Genomic DNA, 19615 nt, shown 5'->3' with positions numbered 1-19615 from the left:
GCCAGACGCATCTACGACTGATGTGCAACGACTTATTATGGAGCGAACAGATATGTCCCACACCCCGCATGAACTGGCCGAAGAGTTTCCGGACAAGGTCGAACTGATGAGCCAGCTCAAGCAATCGGACGCGCATTTTGCCCGGCTGGCTGACGAGTACCACGAAGTCAACCGTGTAGTGCACCGGGCGGAAACCAATGTCGAGCCTATGGAAGAACTGGCCGAAGTTGAATTGCGCAAGAAGCGGGCAGCGCTGAAAGACGAAATCTGGGCGATTTTGTCCAAAGCCTGATCACAGTGCCGGGGGCAGCGCCCCCGGAATACGCCTTGCCCGGTCAAGATCAGGTAACTTCGTAGGGCAGGGTACCGCGAGTATGGGTGTCAATGCTTAGGCGACGCTCAAGCGGAGGAACCGAACGCTGGTGACAATTCTGCCGTTCGCAGATGCGGCAGGAGATACCGATAGGCTCGTAGGCGCTTGCGTTGTTGATATCGAGGTTGTCGGCATAAACCAGCGCGGGCGCATGGCGCACCTCACACCCCAATGCGATTGCATACCGTCTGACGGGCGCACCGAATGATCCCCCGGATTTCGACACATCCCGCGCCAGCGAGATATAGCGCACCCCATCCGGCGTTTCCGCCAGTTGCCGAAGGAAATGACCGGGCGTTTCAAAGGCCCTATGTACGTTCCACAGGGGGCACGCGCCACCAAACCGTGCAAACTGCAGACGGGTGGCCGAGTGCCGTTTGGTAATCGTTCCGGCCTGATCAACCCGGACGAAAAAGAATGGGATACCCTTTGCTCCGGGTCGTTGAAGCGTCGACAATCGATGAGCAACCTGCTCGATCGAAGCGCCGAACCGATTGCTGAGCAGTTCCAGATCGTGGCGCTCTTCCTGCGCGGCGGTCAGGAAGGTGGAATAGGGCATCAATGATGCGCCGGCGAAATAGTTAGCCAGGCCGATCTTTGCAATTGACCGGGCCTCGTCGCTTTGGAACTTCGCAAAATCCAGCGTCGCTTCCAACAGTTTGTCCTGGCTGATCAAGGCAACCTGCAACAGCAATTGGAACACTTGTGTTTGCGGCGCGGCGCGTGACGATAGACGCAGTATCTTGCTTTCGGCGTCATACGTGCGCAGGGGTGCATTGTCTGAAAATATCACCTGTATGCCGCGTTCCGTCAGGCTGTTCAAAGCGGCCTGGCGGATGTTCCCAGGCCCGTCTGCCCGGTTGGCAAACAGTTCCGCCGCCCTGTCCACAGCGTCGATATAGTTGTCGCAGTAATGAAAGAAATCCCGCACTTCCTCCCATGGGCTGGCCTGAATGCGAGCGTCTTCGCGACCTAGCGCTTCGTCCAGTGATGCAAGGCGCTCGTGGGTTTGGCGGTAGGTTTTGTGTAACTCGATGAATGCGCGCGCCAAGGCGGGTGCATTGGACGCCGTCAGGCGCAAATCAGCCAGCGGAGGTTGGATATCGGCAAACACCGGATCGGCCAATGCCTCGCGCATGTCGGACACAAGTCGTTCGCTGTCACCGGTGCTCAGCTCGGTCACATCCATGCCGAATTCCTGCGCCAGAGCCAACACAACCGTTGTTGAAATTGGTCTGTTGTTGTTCTCCATCTGGTTCAGGTAAGGCAGGGAAACGCCCAGCTTGGCTGCGAATTCCCGTTGTGTCAGGGTCAGGCGTGTGCGCATCTCGCGCAGCTTTGCACCCGCATAGAGTTTTTGAGTCGCCATTGGGGGCCTTTGCAAGTTTTCTAAATCCGAAGACTAACTTTGCAAACTGGTCCGCGCAAGCTGTCAGAGCCCCAATTGCCGTTCCCGTCGGATGACGGCCGCGATGGCGCAAATGGCCAGAAGGGCGGTGGTCAGCATCAGCCACAACAGCGGCATTGCGCCGGTTTCGTGGGTCAGCAGTGCGCCTGCCAATGCGCTGAGTCCCGCGCCGCCGCCCAACATGATGGCGCCACTCAGGCCCGACGCTGTTGCCGCCAGATGAGGGCGAACTGATAGAGCGCCCGATGTTGCATTGGGAATGACCATGCCGTTGCCCACACCGACAAAGGTCATAAGTCCAAAAAAGCTGAGCGCGGTGCCGCTGCCTGCAAGAAAAAACAGGGCTGACAGGGCGACACCGAAGGCGTTCAACAGGCTGCCCCAAAGCACCATGCGATTTACCCCGACTCGCACGGAGTAGCGCCCGCTGATAAAGTTCCCCGCAAAATATCCGACGGCCGGCGCGCCAAAATAAATGCCGACCTGAGCGGCGCTTAACCCGAACAATTCAGTGCCGATGAAGGGTGCGCCGCCCAGATAGGCAAAGAACGCCCCTGACGAGAAGGCACAAGCCAGCGAATACCCCCAAAAGCGGGGCGAAGTCAGCAACTCGGGGTATTCTTTGAATTGCTGTACAAGCGATTTCCCGCTTTTAGCGGCCGTTTCGCCGAAATCCGTGAATGTCAGGAACAAGGTTAACGCGCCGATGGCAAAAGGCAGCCAGAAATTGGCTTTCCAGCCAAGCGTCTCTTCCAAAATGCCGCCGATAGCGGGGCCTATCATGGGGACCACGGCCATGCCCATGGTCACATAGCCGATCATCGAAGCTGCCTGATCTTGGTCATACATGTCACGTACTGCGGCACGGCTGAGAACCATGCCCACGACCACAACCGCCTGGCACATCCTGAAGATCAGAAAAATTTCGGCGTTGGGGGCATAGATACATCCCAAGGTCGCCAGCAGGAATAGCGCGAGCCCCCAAAGCAGAACGGGTCTGCGACCTGCCTTGTCGGCGAGCGGTCCAATCACGATTTGCAGAATGGCGTTGATCAGCAGGTACAAGGCAATCGACAGCTGCATGACCTTGTAATCGGTTTCGAAATACAAGGCCATATTGGGCAAGCTGGGCAGGAATAGGTTCATGCTCAGGGCAGACAGGCCCGAAAGCAAGACAAGCGTTGCCAATGTAGGTGGTGTGCGCGAAACGGCGCCAGAGCTGAACTGCATGGTTCACATGTATAGCCATGGATTTTCGGAAAGCCAGCCATCCGGAGAATTCAATGTGATACTTAGCTAATTTGCAGTTATCCAAAAGACTGTTGCTTAAAATTTGCAAATTTGCCGAAAAGAACTTTGGCTGAGGAAGGCGAACGGGTAGGGTCGCGTCAAATTTAATAGGGGATACTCGCCATGAAAGACATCCTTTCTGAGTTGGAAGACCGCCGCGGTGATGCACGGCTGGGCGGAGGGCAAAGACGGATCGATGCCCAGCATTCACGCGGAAAACTGACGGCGCGCGAGCGGGTCGAGCTGTTGCTGGATGAAGGCAGCTTTGAAGAATTCGACATGTTTGTCAGCCATCGCTGTGCTGAATTTGGGATGGAAAGCCAAAAGCCTGCGGGGGATGGTGTCGTCACCGGCTGGGGCACGATCAACGGCCGTATGGTCTATGTGTTCAGTCAGGATTTCACTGTTTTTGGCGGGTCGCTTTCGGAAACCCATGCGCAGAAGATTTGCAAGATCATGGATATGGCAGTGCAGAACGGCGCGCCGATCATCGGGATCAACGACTCGGGTGGGGCGCGAATCCAGGAAGGCGTTGCTTCGCTGGCTGGCTATGCCGAAGTGTTCCAGCGCAACATCACGGCCTCCGGTGTTGTTCCGCAGATCAGTGTAATCATGGGCCCTTGTGCCGGTGGCGCGGTTTACAGCCCGGCGATGACCGACTTTATCTTCATGGTCAAAGATTCGTCTTACATGTTTGTGACCGGCCCTGACGTGGTCAAAACCGTTACCAACGAGGTTGTCACGGCCGAGGAACTGGGTGGTGCTTCGACGCATACCAAAAAGTCTTCGGTTGCGGATGCGGCGTTTGAAAACGATGTCGAGGCACTGGCGGAAGTACGTCGACTGGTGGATTTCCTGCCCCTCAACAACCGTGAGAAACCACCAGTCCGTCCGTTCTTTGACGAACCTGGCCGGCTTGAGCCATCGCTGGACACTCTGATTCCGGATAATCCAAACTCGCCTTACGACATGAAGGAGCTCATCACCAAAGTGGCGGATGAGGGCGACTTTTACGAAATCCAGGAAGATTTTGCCAAGAACATCATCACCGGATTTATCCGGCTTGAAGGGCAAACCGTGGGCGTCGTCGCTAACCAGCCGATGGTTCTGGCAGGATGTCTGGACATTGACAGCTCGCGCAAGGCGGCACGCTTTGTGCGTTTCTGCGATTGCTTTGAGATTCCGATCCTGACCTTTGTGGATGTTCCTGGCTTTTTGCCAGGCACGCAGCAGGAATATAGCGGTGTGATCAAACACGGTGCGAAGCTGCTTTATGCTTATGGTGAGGCCACAGTGCCCAAAGTGACTGTGATCACGCGGAAAGCCTATGGCGGTGCTTATGTGGTTATGGCGTCCAAGCACCTGCGCGGCGATTTCAACTATGCCTGGCCCACGGCCGAGATCGCGGTGATGGGGGCAAAAGGTGCAACCGAAATCATCCACCGAGCGGATCTTGGGGATGCGGAAAAGACCGCACAGCACGTCGCGGATTACGAAGATCGGTTTGCCAATCCCTTTGTGGCAGCCGAACGCGGCTTTGTGGACGAGGTGATCATGCCGCAATCAACCCGCCGCCGCGTGTCCAAGGCGTTTGCCAGCCTGCGGGGCAAGCAGCTGAAGAACCCGTGGAAAAAACACGACAATATCCCGCTGTGACCGATCCGGGGCGGTGCAGGCCGCCCCGGTACTCCTCCCTGCTGTCAGGCTGAGATTTGGGCAAAAACTGCTCAAATTTGAGGCGGAATTGACAAGAATCGGCAAATAGTTGAATGATCCGACCCATCAGACATAGAACAGCGCAGTTCAACATTACTGCGCGCGCGATCCCGGAAGGAGGAGCTCGCCTTCGGCGAGGCCGGGATCGCGCCATTTGTCTGGTGTTTTGTGCGCTTTGTGCTCCTGTTTACGCTCAATCGGATGCCCCGCTGCCAGTGCCCTCCGGCCAGCCGGTGCACTTGGACGACGTCTTGCTCGACAACAATCCGGGCGAGCTTTGGCTGCGGTTTCGGTTCATCGCCCCAAAGATCGGCGCGACGGTAGGGCGGATCACCTATGATGTGGCGTCGAAGGACATGGAGCATCTGTGCCAAATTCTGGCGGTTCCCTATGTGACGCAACATAACTTGCGGCCGACGCGTGTTGTCATTTCGTTGTCGGACAGACCGGTGGAATTCGGCGATGCCGCCCCGGACGCGACGCAGTTTTTTGAAGCCTACCGGCTGGAGCAATCCCGGTGTATCTGGGAGGGGCTTTGATCATGAATTTTTCCCGTCATGACGTCAGAGCATCTCAGACCAACGGTGCGGCTTTGGAGGTGCGCAACATGATCCCATCCCTTTTCGGGCTCGATTTGTCTTTGTCTGTAACTGTTAAGCCGGAGGTGCTGACATGCTGAAGCATCGTGGGTTTCCCGGTCGTCTGACCGGTACAGATTTTCAATTCACCATTCGCCGCGCCAATCCAAAAGGCGTGACACCGCTGACCCGCAGGGAACGGTTTCGCGATCGCAAACCTGCGGACAAGCGCGCGGACACTGCGTTCTTGGAGGCGCTATGGGCGCATTTCGGCGATCAACCGTTCGAGCGGGGCAATCTGGATGCAGGCCGCCTGAGCTGGTTGTACGGGCGCGAGGTTATTCCGGCAGAGGATCCGTTTGATCCGGCCAGTTATGATGCGCTTTTGGTTATTGATGTGGATGCGGCCCGCGCATCCTTTCCTGATATCATCGACGGGATGGGCTGACTGTGACACTGGCTGCCGCATATCAGTTTGCTGAACCCGGTTTTGCGGCGATCCTGCCCAAATCCGGGCAGGATCTGTGTGTGGCATCAGAAGTTCAGCTGAGCAGCAAGTTGAACGCGGCTGCCGTCAAATGTGCGACCGGTGGGCGCGTCGTTCCGCTCACCATAGATATACTCGGCGCTGAGGGTCAGATTGTCGGTCGCCTTGTAGAAGGCGTTGACGTGGATCGTTTCCAGCTCGGTAAAGGACAATGTGCCGGTCGAGGTGGGAAGATCATAGTCCTCACGACCATAGGCTATGCCGACATTCCATTTCGGACCCAGATCTTGTCTGAATTCGACGGTATAGCCATCCACGTCGTTCGCCTGTCCACCGACAATGGCATCCCCGAGGCCGATCAAGTACGGGCCAAGGGCCTCACCTGTCACATAGTTGACCTGGAACAGTCCGCCTTCCCACGGACGGACCGAGGCAGAAGCGGCGAAGCCGGTTTGATCAACCTCGACATTGCCGGAATTGGCTTTGCCATACAGCAAAGCACCACGTGCGATATACGTGCCATCGTTGTACTCCGCCGAAGCGGTCAGGACGGGGTCCTCGGAATTGGAACCGCTGACGTTTTCTTCCACCGAAACGGCAAACTGAGCATTGCTTCCCAACTGCCCGGTGTAACGCAACTGTGGAACACGGGCGAAGGCGATGCCGACCGGTCCGTTGAATTCAACCGAGGTCGGATAGGTGTCCAGCGGCTGGAAGTTAGTCCAGTACTGACCGATCAGGAATTGGTCGCCGATCGTGATGTTCGCATGACGCACGCGCAGCTCGGCGGTGCCACCGGAGCCGAACAGGTCAAGCTCCAGTTGACCTCCGATGTCTCCGATCCCGCTGGGTGTTGTGGTGCGCAAGCCGATCCGCGATTGGCGCACAGTGGCGCCAAAGGTGCCATCGGTCGCGGCAGAGGGTTCACCTATGACGTTCACGAAGGCGGTATCGCCCTGATCGAATTCGAAGTCATAGAAGAAGTCGGCCTTGACGTACCCGTATACGTCCAAAGTGGTATTTCCGATCCGAAAGTCGCCGTTGGCCGGGCTGCTTTTGGCAGTTTCCAGAGCTTCAACCCGGGCGCGCAACGCGTCGAGTTCGGCTTGGGTCTGGGCGTCCTGAGCATAAGCAAGCCTGCTGGTCACACTAAGCGCGGAGGCAGCAAGCAAGAGTGCCTTCAGTCTTGTCGTCGTCATGTGGGTATTTCCTTGTGTGCGAGTGTGCACCAACACCGTTTCACGCGGTTTGCGGTGACGGAAATCACGAGAATGGGACAAAAAAGATCAAATATCTCAAGGAATTGTGCAAATTTTGCGTCAAATTCCCACACGTGGGTGAACAGGTCTGTCAACCATATGAATCCGAAGGCGTTTTTGCGATGCAGAAAGTTGTCGCTGCGTGATGCTGCGCGTGCAAAAAGCCGCCATCCAAACCGGCATTGTAACGCCAATGTGACAAGGCAAGCCCCTGGTTTTGACGGACTGTCGAAATCTTTGGTCGGCGCGATTTCGCGCGGGTTTGCAAGAGATGGGCAATTTCCAGCCGGAATCTCAGTTGGAAACAATACTTTGTTTGCGCACCTAATTGTGGCGTGCAAACTGACATGGCCGTGCGGCTCTAATTTGCCTGCGCCGCACATGCACCTACTATTCCGTACCCCTTCCTTGCGCGGGCAGGCTTGTGTTCCCCACAAAGACCTGTCCGCGTTTTTCTTTGGGTGCCTCGCAGGTAAAAAGAGGCAAAAACCTGCACAAAATCTGCCCACTTGCCTATTGATATTGAATAGCAGCTCGCCTTTCGCGCATCTGAGCCCAAAAGGACAAGAAAACCAAAAAGGGCAGACACAATGCGGTTCTCACGACTCATCCTTGTTGCGGCAACCTGTGCGGGCTTGGCCGCCTGCGGCGACACCACGGGCGAACAGGCAATCCTCGGCGGTGGTGCCGGTGCAGTGGGGGCGGCTGTCCTCAACGCCGATCCGTTGTTTGGCGCGGCCGTCGGCGCGGCAGGCAACGTGCTTTACTGCAAAACGCAGAACACCTGTAACTAACGCATCTTTTTCGGGGCGCGCTTCGTCCCATCCGTCATCGCGCATCACGCCGTCGTGGGGATCCTTCCCTGCGGCGGCGTTTTGCGTATCCAGAACACCAAGCCAAAGGACGTTCCATGTTCAATAAGATCCTGATCGCCAACCGGGGCGAAATCGCCTGCCGGGTCATCAAGACCGCCCGCAAGATGGGTATCGGCACCGTCGCCATTTTCTCGGACGCGGACAAGAACGCGCTGCATGTGTCGATGGCCGATGAAGCCGTTCATATTGGCCCGCCGCCCGCTAACCAGTCCTATATCGTGATTGACAAGGTCATGGACGCCATCCGCCAAAGCGGTGCGCAGGCGGTGCACCCTGGTTATGGGTTCCTGTCGGAAAACTCGAAGTTCGCCCAAGCACTCGAAGCTGAAGGCGTCGCCTTTGTCGGCCCTCCGGTTGGTGCGATCGAAAGCATGGGCGACAAGATCACCTCGAAAAAGATTGCACAAGAGGCCGGTGTTTCGACTGTTCCCGGTTACATGGGCCTGATCGAAGACGCGGACGAGGCGGTGAAGATCTCGAACGAAATCGGTTATCCTGTCATGATCAAAGCCAGCGCCGGTGGCGGTGGTAAGGGCATGCGAATTGCGTGGACCGACGAAGAGGCGCGCGAGGGTTTCCAATCGTCCAAGAACGAGGCTGCAAACTCGTTTGGTGATGACCGGATTTTTATCGAGAAGTTCGTCACTCAGCCGCGCCATATCGAAATTCAGGTTCTGTGCGACAGCCATGGCAACGGCATCTATCTGGGCGAGCGTGAATGTTCGATCCAGCGCCGGAACCAGAAGGTGGTTGAAGAGGCACCATCACCCTTCCTTGATCCGGAAACCCGGAAAGCAATGGGCGAACAGGCTGTCGCCTTGGCCCAGGCCGTGAACTACGCCAGCGCAGGCACAGTCGAATTCATCATGGACGGAAACAAGAACTTCTACTTCCTCGAAATGAACACCCGTTTGCAGGTGGAGCACCCCGTTACTGAACTGATCACCGGCGTCGATCTGGTCGAACAGATGATCCGTGTAGCAGCGGGCGAAAAGCTGACGATCACGCAGGATGACGTCACATTGACTGGCTGGGCCATTGAGAATCGCCTGTATGCTGAAGACCCGTATCGGGGCTTCCTGCCGTCGATTGGTCGCCTTTCGCGTTATCGGCCTCCGCAAGAAACAGCGGCTGGCCCGATGCAGGTTAACGGCAAATGGCAAGGCGATGCGCCGGAAGGCGAGGCTGCGGTGCGTAATGATACCGGCGTTTATGAAGGCGGCGAGATCAGCATGTATTACGACCCGATGATCGCCAAGCTCTGCACTTGGGCGCCAACTCGCGAACAGGCGATCGAGGCGATGCGCGTGGCGCTGGACAGCTTCGAGGTCGAAGGCATCGGTCACAACCTGCCATTCCTGTCGGCCGTGATGGATCACCCGAAATTTATCAGTGGCGACATGACCACCGCTTTCATTGCCGAAGAATATCCGGACGGGTTCGAAGGTGTAGAGCTGCCTGAACTTGATCTTCGTCGGATAGCAGCTTCTTGCGCGGCGATGCATCGTGTCGAAGAAATTCGTCGCACTCGAGTTTCGGGCCGCATGGACAACCATGAACGCAAAGTCGGTAAGCGCTGGGTCGTTTCGCTGGAAGGTCTCGAATTCCCGGTTCAGGTTAACGCTGACAAAGAAGGCGCAACGGTCAAGTTCGAAGATGATACAACCATTCGCGTTTCTTCGGATTGGACACCGGGTGATCAACTGGCGATGTTGGACGTTGACGGCAGCCCGCTGGTTCTGAAAGTCGGTAAGATTTCGGGTGGATTCCGCATCCGCAACCGTGGTGCCGATATGAAGGTGCGGGTGCGGCGTCCGCGTCAGGCCGAGCTGGCCAAGCTTATGCCGGAAAAACTGCCGCCGGATACTTCGAAAATGCTGCTCTGCCCGATGCCTGGCCTGGTCGTGAAAATCGATGTCGAAGTGGGACAGGAGGTGCAGGAAGGTCAGGCGCTTTGCACCATCGAGGCGATGAAGATGGAAAACATCCTGCGCGCCGAGAAAAAAGGCACGGTTGCCAAGATCAATGCGGGTCCAGGCGACAGCCTCGCCGTGGACGAAGTGATCATCGAGTTCGAGTGATCATGGCTGTGCTTTCAACATATCTCCAAAAGTCTCCGGCGTTCTGCGCCGGGGCTACGGGGTGCGGTGAAAGCGCTCAACCACCTTCGCGTCGGTCGCGGATTTCGCGCTCACGCAGGGGTGTCTTATCGATGGACCGGCCGATCTCTCGCACGCTCCAAGGGCTTGGTTTGCGCAGTTTGACCACACCGTCCTTGTCGACAAACACCATCTGGAACCCGCGCGGGCGTAGTTGCGCCCGGATCGGGGATCGCGCCGACGGGTCGGTATCGGTCAGGACCACCACATCTCGGTCTCGCATGGTCGCCTCCCCGTCCAGAAGCATATCTATCTGTTGCTGGAACCTGGGATCGGCAGGTGTGTCTGCAAAAACCACTATGGGCCGGTGCGTCCACAAAAAATCGCTTAACTCACTGTCGCCTACAGGGCGGACAAATTCATCATCAGCGGGCGCGGACCCATCGGCGGCCATCGCTGCCAGCGGTATTAGTGCCGAGAAAACAAAGGCAAGCGTTTTGTTCATAGGGCCTCCTGTTCCGTTGAATATAACCCTTGCGCGCGCGAATGCGACTGACGAATTGCACAAGCTGCTCAATTTGTCGCGCGTTGCCCCCGTGGACCCGACGCTGATCAACCATACGCACGGATTACAGTTGCCTGCGATCCGAATTGACGAGAGGACCCCTCAATGACCGACACAAAGGACTGGCGCGCGCTGGCAGAGAAAGAGCTGCGCGGACGACCATTGGATGATCTAACGAAGGAAACGCTGGAAGGCATCGACGTTAAACCGCTTTATACGCAGGAAGATACGGCTGATCTGCCGCACATGGGCTCTCTGCCCGGGTTTGGTCCGTTTACGCGCGGGGTGAAGGCAACGATGTATGCCGGTCGCCCTTGGACGATCCGTCAATATGCAGGCTTTTCGACTGCCGAGGAATCGAACGCCTTCTACCGCCGCAACCTCGCTGCGGGTCAGCAAGGTGTCTCGGTCGCCTTCGATCTGGCCACGCATCGCGGATATGACAGCGACCATCCTCGCGTTGTCGGCGACGTGGGCAAGGCCGGCGTGGCCATCGACAGCGTTGAGGACATGAAAATCCTATTCGACGGTATCCCGCTGGACAAGGTCTCGGTTTCGATGACCATGAACGGGGCGGTGGTCCCGATCCTTGCCAGTTTCATTGTGGCAGGCGAAGAGCAGGGTCATGACAAATCCGTGCTGTCCGGCACCATTCAGAACGACATTCTGAAAGAGTTCATGGTGCGCAACACCTATATCTATCCGCCCGAGCCATCGATGCGGATCATCTCGGACATTATCGAGTACACCTCGAACGAAATGCCCAAGTTCAACTCGATCTCGATCTCAGGCTATCACATGCAAGAGGCCGGGGCGAACCTGGTGCAGGAACTGGCCTATACCCTGGCCGACGGGCGCGAATATGTACGCGCCGCGACACAGTCTGGTATGGACGTGGACAAGTTTGCGGGCCGTCTGTCGTTCTTCTTTGCCATCGGCATGAACTTTTTCATGGAGATTGCCAAACTGCGCGCCGCGCGGACCCTGTGGCATCGCGTGATGACCGAGTTCGGCGCAAAATCCGACCGTTCAAAGATGCTGCGCACACACTGCCAGACGTCTGGCGTGTCGCTGCAAGAGCAGGACCCCTATAACAACGTGATCCGCACAGCCTATGAGGCGATGAGCGCGGTACTGGGCGGCACCCAGTCGCTGCACACCAACGCTCTGGACGAAGCGATTGCGCTGCCGACTGACTTTTCGGCCCGCATTGCGCGGAATACCCAGCTGGTGCTGCAGGAAGAGACCGGCGTGACCGATGTGGTCGACCCCCTGGCCGGATCTTATTACATCGAAAGCCTGACCAACGAGCTGGTAGAAAAGGCCTGGGCCCTGATGGAAGAGGTCGAGGAGATGGGCGGCATGACCAAGGCCGTCGCTTCAGGTATGCCCAAGCTACGGATCGAGGAAAGCGCCGCGCGCCGTCAGGCCATGATCGACCGTGGTGATGAGGTGATCGTCGGTGTCAACAAGTACCGCAAGGAACAGGAAGACCCGATCGACATTCTGGACGTCGACAACGTCGCCGTGCGCGAAGCGCAGGTCGCGCGACTGGAACGTATCCGTGCAACCCGTGACGAGGGTGCGTGCCAAGCGGCACTGGACAATCTGACCCAAACCGCCTGCGAAGGTGGCAACCTGCTGGCTGCCGCGGTTGAGGCCGCCCGTGCCCGCGCATCCGTAGGAGAGATCAGCATGGCAATGGAGAAAGAATTCGGCCGTCACCGCGCCGAAGTGAAAACGCTGGCCGGTGTTTATGGCGCGGCTTATGAAGGTGACGAAGGCTTTGCTGCGATCCAGAAATCCATTGAAGACTTTGCCGAAGCTGAAGGACGGCGCCCCCGCCTGTTGGTGGTGAAAATGGGCCAGGATGGTCACGACCGGGGTGCCAAGGTTATTGCGACGGCCTTTGCGGACATAGGATTTGACGTTGACGTCGGGCCTTTGTTCCAGACACCTGCCGAGGCCGCGCAGGACGCAGTGGACAATGACGTGCATGTGGTCGGGATTTCTTCGCAGGCTGCCGGGCACAAGACGTTGGCCCCGCAGTTGGTGGAAGAACTGAAGAAGGCCGGGGCCGAGGACATTATCGTCATCTGCGGCGGCGTGATCCCGCAGCAGGATTACCAGTTCATGTACGATCACGGTGTGAAAGCGATCTTTGGTCCGGGCACCAATATCCCCGAAGCGGCCCAGGACATCCTGCGCCTGATCTGCGAAGCCCGCGGATAACCGGTGGTCAAGATTCTCCGTCGAAAAATCTTGTGATCCCGCGCCAATGTCGGAAACATGCGACCAGACCTGCTTGGGTCTGGTCGTAATTTTTTCAGGAGGGGCGCATGTTGCTCGATCATCTGGCTGTCGCTGGCGAAACGCTGGAGGAAGCGTCCGCGCATATCGAACAGGCCTTGGGCGTCGCGCTGCAGGCGGGCGGCAAGCACGAGAAGTTTGGCACCTATAACCGATTGTTGGGCCTCAAAGATGGTTTGTATCTTGAGGCGATTGCAATTGACCCCGACGCGCCGACACCGGAACGGACCCGCTGGTTCGATCTCGACCAGTTTACAGGCAACCCTTGCTTGACCAACTGGATTTGCCGCGTGCCCGATATCGAAGCTTCGCTGTCAGTATTTCCCGATGGTGTCGGAACGCCTATCGATCTGAACCGCGGGGCCCTGAGTTGGCGCATGGCCGTGCCACCGACTGGTCGTCTTCCTTTTGATAACCTGTTTCCTGCACTGATCCAGTGGCAGGGTGATCTGCACCCAGCACAGATGTTGCAAGACAGCGGTTGCCGCCTGCGCAGGTTGGTTGTGTACCACCCGGATGCGCTGACATTGGCCACGCATCTTGGCGCGCTCGACGGGGTGGTTTTTGACACTGGCCCAGCCACCCTGCGGGCCGAGGTTGAAACCCCGCACGGTCTGCGCGTGTTGGAATGAAGGTTCGCCCTGCTCAGCCAGCAGATGCGCCCGCGATTGCCGAGATTACCAATCAGATCATTCGCGAGACGCTGGTGACGTTTACAACCGATACCCGCAGCGCTGAGAGTATCGCCCAAGATATCCACGCCCGAGGTCCGGGGTTTCTGGTTGCAGAGGTTGACGATCACGTGGTCGGGTTTGCAACCTTTGGACCTTTCCGCTCTGGCCCCGGTTATGCTCACAGTTGCGAACACTCGATCCAATTGGCACGCGACGCGCGCGGCAAAGGCGCGGGCCGCGCCTTAATGGCCGCGCTTGAGCAGGCAGCGCGGGCCAAGGGCATCCACGTGCTGGTTGCGGGTATCTCGTCCGCAAACTCTGCTGCTGTTGCATTCCACGCGGCGCTGGGCTTCGAACAGGTCGGGCATTTGCCTCAGGTTGGTTACAAATGGGGGCAATGGCTGGATCTTGTGCTGATGCAAAAAATTCTTTCACCGGGATGATCTATCGCACCTGACAGTCCCTTATTGTGGCGCTAGGGTACGCCCATGTCGATTTGGACTCGCATATCCGACGCGCTCAGCGCCCTTGCCCAAGGCGAAAGCCTGACCGCCGTTTTTGAAAAACTGCGCTCACCGCCTGAACGCTCGGTGGCGTTCACGATTGCCGTGATTGCACTGGGTGCAAAAATGGCCAAGGCCGATGGGCAAGTGACGCGGGATGAGGTCACGGCCTTCCGCGACGTGTTCCAGATCGCCCGCGAGGATGAAGAGGGCGCGGCGCGGGTTTTCAATATGGCGCGCACGGATGTCGCTGGGTATCAGGACTATGCCCGCAAGATCGCGCGGATGTTTTCCGAAGACAGCACCACGCTCTGCGACCTGATGGAGGGGCTGTTCCACATTGCGATGGCCGACGGTTTCTATCATCCCAACGAGAATGAGTTTTTGGAAGACGTCAGTCGCATTTTTGGCCAGACAGATGCGCAGTTTCTGGCCTTGCGCGCACGGTTTGTAACGGATGCGCCCAACGACCCATATGTGGTGCTGGGTGTGTCTCGGGATATGCCCGTGACTGAGATTCGCAAAGTCTGGCGTCAGTTGGTTCGCGAGACTCACCCGGACGCCATGATGGCGCGCGGGGTCCCGGAAGAGGCGATCCGGTTGGCTGAAAAGAAGATGATCGACATCAATCGCGCCTGGGATGAAATCAACGGCGCGGCGGCCTAAGCGGATGCGGTTGGCGACCTACAATATCGAATGGTTTGCCAATCTCTTCGACAAAAATGACGCCCTCATTGTCGATGGCAGTTGGTCGGGCCGGCACGACGTCACCAAAGTTCAGCAAGTCGAGGCTATTGCCAAGGTTTTGACCGCGATGGATGCCGACGCGGTGCTGATTGTCGAGGCCCCGAACACCGGCAAACGCCAGAACACGGTACGTGCGTTGCAGGCTTTTGCCGAGGCATTTGATCTGCGCACCACTGACGCAGTAATGGGCTTTGCCAATGACACGCATCAGGAACTTGCGTTGCTATATGACAGATCTGTTGTGAGCACGCGTCACGATCCGCAAGGGGACATCGCAGATGGGTCTGCCCCCCGGTTCGATGGCGAATTCAGAATCGACCTGGATGTTGATGCGACCGAGGACATCGTTCGGTTTTCAAAACCGCCATTGGAATTGGCGCTGACAACACAAGCAGGCAAGGACATCAGGCTTATTGGGGCGCATCTAAAGTCCAAAGCGCCGCATGGGGCAGAAACCAGGGACGAGGCGATCCGCATTTCGATTGCCAATCGCCGCAAGCAGCTTGCGCAGGCGGTCTGGTTGGCCCGAAGGGTCGAGGGGCATTTGGCGCAGGACGAGTCTGTCATTTTGCTGGGGGATCTGAATGACGGTCCGGGGCTGGATGAGTTCGAACACCTCTTTGGCCGCTCGTCGGTCGAGATCTTGCTGCAAGCGGGGCTGTTTGATCCGCACGCGGTCAGGGCTCATGAATTCCGGCCGGGATCTCTACCTGCTACCGCGCGATTTGCGCGCCCAGACGAAGGCCGGTATCTTGAAGCGCTATTGGATTACATCATGATTTCCGACGATCTGCGTACCTATGATACCATCTGGCGCATATGGCACCCGTTTCGGGATGTCGCCTGCTGGTCTGAACCCGAATTGCGGCAGGCGCTGTTGACAGCTTCGGATCATTTTCCGGTCACTCTGGATATTGATCTGTGACCTTTGCAGCCTGTGCTCGAGAGGTTATATCAAGGCTATGAAACAGATTGTTCTGATCAGCATCTTTTCGGCGTCTATTGCGATGCCATCTTCGGCGCAAGAAGACACGGACAAATCCCTGATGGAGCAGGGGGCCGAGCTGTTTTTCGAAGGGCTGCGCAAGGAAATGGAACCGGCGCTGGATGACTTGCTGGGGCTGGCGGATGAGTTTGGTCCCGCCATGCAGTCCTTTTTGCAGGAAATGGGCCCTGCGTTGGCGGAGCTGGCGGCTCAGGTCAAGGATTGGAGCGCCTATGAAGCGCCTGAAATCCTGCCCAATGGCGACATCATCATCCGCAAAAAGCCGGTTGAAGACCTGCCTGAACCTGAAAGCAAGGACGAAGAGATCCCCGAGGGCACAACCGATATCTGAGCCCGCCTCAGCCCTTGATGATCACCTGCGCCTCAGATTTCAGCGCGCTTGCCAGCGAATTCAGGCGGGCTTCGGCCACTTCGCTGAACAAAGGGGCTGCAGTCTCGGGCAGATACAGCTCAAGTTCGCGCTTTTTGGGATAGAATTTCAGACGTCCCATACTGGCGTCGTTATGCATCCACAGCATCGCGCCAAAACGCATGGCCTTGCCAAGAATCTCGGCTTGTTTCTGGTCTTTTTCGTCCAGCAACGCATACAGGGGTGCAAACCTGTTGCCCTCGCGCTTGTTCTTGTAGCGATGTTGCAGTGCCAGCCCGATAAAGACACGTTCCGAGTGTTTCAGACCCCCAAGGTTGGCGCGGGTGACATTGTCAAAGCAGACCTCGGCCCGATAGTCGGGATGGGCGCGCCAACTGACGTCGTGCAACAGGCACGCCGCCTGGATCAGGCGCACTCGGCTTGATGGGGCTGAATTGAACAGCGGCATCACAAAGTCATACAAACTGCGGCCAAAGCCGGGTATACGCGCGTCCTTGGCTTCGGAAAAACGGCTGGCTTCGATCAACGGGTCGCGGTCGCGCAGTTCCTGCGACATCTGTTCATACAGCAACCCCTCGCGGATGCCGTAGCTTGAGATCGCGATATCCTTTGGTTTGAATGTACGGATCAGCCGCGCCAGAACATCCATTGCATAAGGGATCAGAGACATACGCGAGCTTGAGACCCCGGCCTCGCTGCGCAGTTTTTCATAGTCGCTCTTTTCTATGAACTTGATCGTCTCGCGCACCTGTTTGGTGGTCATGCGGTATTCGTGCAGCACGTTCAGCGGATAACCCCGTCGCAGCATGTCCAGCCGGGCAAAGGCACGCCAGCTGCCTCCGACCAGAAACAGGCGATCGCGCTGCGGACCCATCTGATCGCGCAGCTCTTCCATAGTTGACTTGATATGCGCTTTTCGCGCCCGCCGCCCACCCTTGATGTCTCGCAGCTTCAGTGGCCCGAGGGCTGATGTCACGCGACGACCGACCTGACCATCGCCGATTTCCGCCAACTCCATGGACGAGCCGCCAATGTCGCAGATCAGGCCATAAGCGCCGGGCCAGCCCAACAACACGCCTTGCGCTGACAAACGCGCCTCTTCGGCCCCGTCGATCACAGCCACGTGCAATCCGGTTTCTGCCTTGACCTGCGCGCAGAAATCCGGCCCGTCTTCAGCCTCGCGCACTGCGGCTGTGGCCACCACGTGCAGTCCTGGCAAATCCAAGTCCATTGCCAGATGCTGGAACCGCCGCAGCGCCGCCAGCGCGCGGTCGCGCCCGCGCGGGTTCAGCCGACCCGTCTCGGACAGGCCCGCGCCCAGTTCGCACATTACCTTTTCGTTGTAGAAATAAGCGGGCGACCGAGCCGCCCCGTCGAAGATCACCATCCGAACCGAGTTCGACCCCACATCGACCACCCCGACCCGCGACAGGGCCCGTGTGCCAGGGTCGTCGAACAGAGGTTTTCCGAAAGGTCCCCAGTCCGGGATGTCGGTTTCGACGGTCTGATCCATGTGTCTTCCAGATACTGCAGTCAGAGGATGCGAAATTGGGGCTTGCGGGTCAATCATCCGTCTCGATCTCATCTGAGTGTGTGTTCAAGACCCGGACCGCCAAGGCGCGTGTGATGTCACGCTTTTCTGCCAACGCCAAATGGTCAAGTTGCGCGACAACGTTTGCGGCGGTTTCAAACCGTCGATCCATGTGCTTGACGAGATAGGCGATGACCTCGGGGCCCGGATTTAGCTGCCGGTCCACAAACAGTTTGGCCAGCACCGCGCCCAGCAACGCGTCATCAGGTGGATCCAACGCGACGTGATGGGCCCCTTCCACGCGGCTTTGCAGATCCGCCAGCGGCAGTTCCCAGAACTTCGGCGCAAGCCTGCCGGTCATAAGCAGGGCATGCCCTTCGGCCAGAACCAGATTGTGCAGGTGAAATAGTGTTTTCTGCTGTTCCAAGCCCCCCGCAACCATGGGCACGTCTTCAACAGCGATCGGCTTACGCGCCAGATCAGGCACGTCGTCATAACGCAGGTCTGCCGCCTGAATGATCCGACCGCCGGTTTCGGCGGCCCATACATGCGCCAGATGAGTTTTGCCCGCGCCCGCCGGGCCACTCAGCACCAGCTTGTTGCCGGGCCAGGACGTGGCCGAGATCATTGCAACGGCCAGAGCATTGGAAGGCGAGACAAAGAAATCCTCACGCCCAAGCGCAGTTTTGGCGGGCAGGTCAAAGCTGAGTTGTTGGGCCATTTAGTCGGTTTCCTGATCCTGGCTTTCAAGACCGGTGTAAAGTCTGCTGTCCAGATACAGTGATGTACCAAACCGGGCCAGCACACCCAACGCGGCGGCGACCGGAACGGCGATCAGCATACCGACAAAGCCGAAAAGCGCACCAAAGACCGATAACGCCAGCAGCAGCCAGACCGGGTGCAGCCCAACAGAGTTGCCTACCAGCTTGGGCGTCAGGAAATTGCCTTCGGTGACTTGGCCAATAGCAAAGATGCCCGCGATCAAGCCGATATGTGCCCAATCGCCCCAAAATTGAAACAGCGCCAGCCCAATGGCCAGCGAGCCACCGATCAAAGCACCCAGATAAGGAATGAACGTGACCAGTCCGGCGATGAAACCCACGATCAGCCCGAATTGCAGACCGGCCAGCATGAGGGCAACCGCGTAGTAGGTGCCGAGGATCAAACAGACGGTTCCCATCCCACGCACAAAAGAGGCTAGCACCACGTTGATCTCGCCCGCCAGTCGCTTGATGGCGGGGGCATGGTCGCGCGGCAGCAACTCTCCGATGCGGGCGATCATGCGATCCCAATCCAGCAGCAGGTAGACAGCCACAACTGGTACGATCACTAGAAGCACCACGATGTTGAGTGCTGAACCCAATGAGGTCAGCACCGTTTGCAAGACATCCCCAGTCTTGGATTTCAGCGTTTCACCGAAAGACACCAGCATTTGGTGTGTGCTTGATTCCCGGTCCAATAGGGAGGGAAACTGTTTTTCGATAAAGCCGCGCAATTGTTTGAACAGGTCGGGTAGGACATCAATCAGGTCCAGCAACTGAGTGATCAGAGCGGGTACTACCATCAGAATTGCCAGCACAAATCCCAGCACGCCCACCACCGTGATGATGGCCGTGGCCGCCATGCGCGACAGGCCAATCCGCTCAAGTCGGTCTGCAACCGGATCAAGGAAATAGGCAATGGCCCCACCAATGACGAAAGGCAGCAGGACATCCCCCAAAGCCCAGAGGATCAGCACAAAAACCGCAGCGGCGACGCTCCAGTATCTCAGTTGATCCTTAACCGGCAAAGCCATGGCGATCCCCTTGTTCAGGCCGTTGCTGG

19 protein-coding genes are annotated in these 19615 nt (G+C 57.6%); 12 read left to right on the top strand and 7 right to left on the bottom strand.

From position 1 onward, the window contains the following. Positions 1-52: 52 nt before the first annotated feature. Entirely contained in the window at positions 53-292 is a 240-nt protein-coding gene (locus ALB80_RS04930) for a YdcH family protein (protein WP_050603026.1), read from the top strand. A 49-nt stretch (positions 293-341) separates the two neighbouring features. Here ALB80_RS04930 and ALB80_RS04925 read toward each other — a convergent pair whose 3' ends face one another. Continuing rightward, complete coding sequence (locus ALB80_RS04925; RefSeq protein WP_050602905.1) at positions 342-1742, bottom strand: short-chain fatty acyl-CoA regulator family protein; 1401 nt, start codon at positions 1740-1742, stop codon at positions 342-344. Positions 1743-1805: 63 nt separating this feature from the next. Next, on the bottom strand, positions 1806-3011 hold the full coding sequence (locus tag ALB80_RS04920; protein ID WP_050602904.1) for a multidrug effflux MFS transporter: 1206 nt from the start codon (positions 3009-3011) through the stop codon (positions 1806-1808). 183 nt (positions 3012-3194) lie between these two features. Between ALB80_RS04920 and ALB80_RS04915 the strand changes: the two genes are divergently transcribed. The 3 genes from ALB80_RS04915 to ALB80_RS04905 all read left to right on the top strand — a co-directional run bounded on the left by ALB80_RS04915 (position 3195) and on the right by ALB80_RS04905 (position 5813). After that, positions 3195-4727 carry an acyl-CoA carboxylase subunit beta gene (locus ALB80_RS04915; protein WP_050602903.1) on the top strand — a complete coding sequence of 511 codons (1533 nt, stop codon included), beginning with the start codon at positions 3195-3197 and terminating at the stop codon, positions 4725-4727. 113 nt (positions 4728-4840) lie between these two features. Continuing rightward, positions 4841-5326, top strand: a complete 486-nt coding sequence (locus ALB80_RS22810; protein WP_050602902.1) for a DUF6497 family protein — start codon at positions 4841-4843, stop codon at positions 5324-5326. A gap of 133 nt (positions 5327-5459) precedes the next feature. Next, positions 5460-5813, top strand: coding sequence for a hypothetical protein (locus ALB80_RS04905; RefSeq protein WP_050602901.1), 354 nt, complete (start codon positions 5460-5462; stop codon positions 5811-5813). An 86-nt stretch (positions 5814-5899) separates the two neighbouring features. On the opposite strand, the gene ALB80_RS04900 is transcribed toward ALB80_RS04905, so the two are convergent. Further along, a complete protein-coding gene (locus tag ALB80_RS04900) occupies positions 5900-7051 on the bottom strand; it encodes a DcaP family trimeric outer membrane transporter (RefSeq protein WP_050602900.1) in 1152 nt (383 codons plus the stop codon). Positions 7052-7701: 650 nt separating this feature from the next. On the opposite strand from ALB80_RS04900, the gene ALB80_RS22600 reads away from it, so the two are divergent. Together ALB80_RS22600 and ALB80_RS04885 are read left to right on the top strand one after the other, a co-directional pair. Further along, positions 7702-7905, top strand: a complete 204-nt coding sequence (locus tag ALB80_RS22600) for a hypothetical protein (protein WP_083445188.1) — start codon at positions 7702-7704, stop codon at positions 7903-7905. Between the two features lie 116 nt (positions 7906-8021). Further along, positions 8022-10067, top strand: coding sequence for an acetyl/propionyl/methylcrotonyl-CoA carboxylase subunit alpha (locus tag ALB80_RS04885; protein ID WP_050602897.1), 2046 nt, complete (start codon positions 8022-8024; stop codon positions 10065-10067). 76 nt (positions 10068-10143) lie between these two features. On the opposite strand, the gene ALB80_RS04880 is transcribed toward ALB80_RS04885, so the two are convergent. After that, positions 10144-10590, bottom strand: a complete 447-nt coding sequence (locus tag ALB80_RS04880) for a DUF4174 domain-containing protein (RefSeq protein ID WP_050602896.1) — start codon at positions 10588-10590, stop codon at positions 10144-10146. Between the two features lie 165 nt (positions 10591-10755). On the opposite strand from ALB80_RS04880, the gene scpA reads away from it, so the two are divergent. From scpA to ALB80_RS04850, 6 genes are all read left to right on the top strand, one after another. Beyond that, entirely contained in the window at positions 10756-12882 is a 2127-nt protein-coding gene (gene scpA, locus ALB80_RS04875) for a methylmalonyl-CoA mutase (RefSeq protein WP_050602895.1), read from the top strand. A 107-nt stretch (positions 12883-12989) separates the two neighbouring features. Beyond that, on the top strand, positions 12990-13592 hold the full coding sequence (locus ALB80_RS04870; RefSeq protein WP_050602894.1) for a VOC family protein: 603 nt from the start codon (positions 12990-12992) through the stop codon (positions 13590-13592). Beyond that, on the top strand, positions 13589-14077 hold the full coding sequence (locus ALB80_RS04865) for a GNAT family N-acetyltransferase (RefSeq protein ID WP_050602893.1): 489 nt from the start codon (positions 13589-13591) through the stop codon (positions 14075-14077). Before ALB80_RS04870 ends, ALB80_RS04865 begins: the two co-directional genes overlap by 4 nt. A gap of 45 nt (positions 14078-14122) precedes the next feature. Further along, complete coding sequence (locus tag ALB80_RS04860) at positions 14123-14803, top strand: molecular chaperone DjiA (protein ID WP_050602892.1); 681 nt, start codon at positions 14123-14125, stop codon at positions 14801-14803. A 4-nt stretch (positions 14804-14807) separates the two neighbouring features. Next, positions 14808-15809 (top strand): endonuclease/exonuclease/phosphatase family protein, encoded by a 1002-nt coding sequence (locus ALB80_RS04855; RefSeq protein ID WP_050603025.1) that lies wholly within the window; start codon positions 14808-14810, stop codon positions 15807-15809. A gap of 37 nt (positions 15810-15846) precedes the next feature. Further along, positions 15847-16221, top strand: a complete 375-nt coding sequence (locus ALB80_RS04850) for a hypothetical protein (RefSeq protein ID WP_050602891.1) — start codon at positions 15847-15849, stop codon at positions 16219-16221. A gap of 7 nt (positions 16222-16228) precedes the next feature. Here the strand turns inward: ALB80_RS04850 and ALB80_RS04845 are convergent, their stop codons facing one another. Genes ALB80_RS04845 through ALB80_RS04835 form a run of 3 tightly spaced genes read right to left on the bottom strand, consistent with a single transcriptional unit; the run spans position 16229 to position 19586 of the window. After that, positions 16229-17773, bottom strand: coding sequence for a Ppx/GppA family phosphatase (locus tag ALB80_RS04845; RefSeq protein WP_050602890.1), 1545 nt, complete (start codon positions 17771-17773; stop codon positions 16229-16231). Positions 17774-17822: 49 nt separating this feature from the next. Next, positions 17823-18512 (bottom strand): DnaA ATPase domain-containing protein, encoded by a 690-nt coding sequence (locus tag ALB80_RS04840; RefSeq protein ID WP_050602889.1) that lies wholly within the window; start codon positions 18510-18512, stop codon positions 17823-17825. Beyond that, complete coding sequence (locus ALB80_RS04835; RefSeq protein ID WP_050602888.1) at positions 18513-19586, bottom strand: AI-2E family transporter; 1074 nt, start codon at positions 19584-19586, stop codon at positions 18513-18515. Positions 19587-19615 lie beyond the last annotated feature (29 nt).

The organism is Ruegeria sp. 6PALISEP08, assembly GCF_001238295.1.
GTDB lineage: Bacteria > Pseudomonadota > Alphaproteobacteria > Rhodobacterales > Rhodobacteraceae > Ruegeria.
This window is presented reverse-complemented; position numbering and strand designations above follow the sequence as displayed.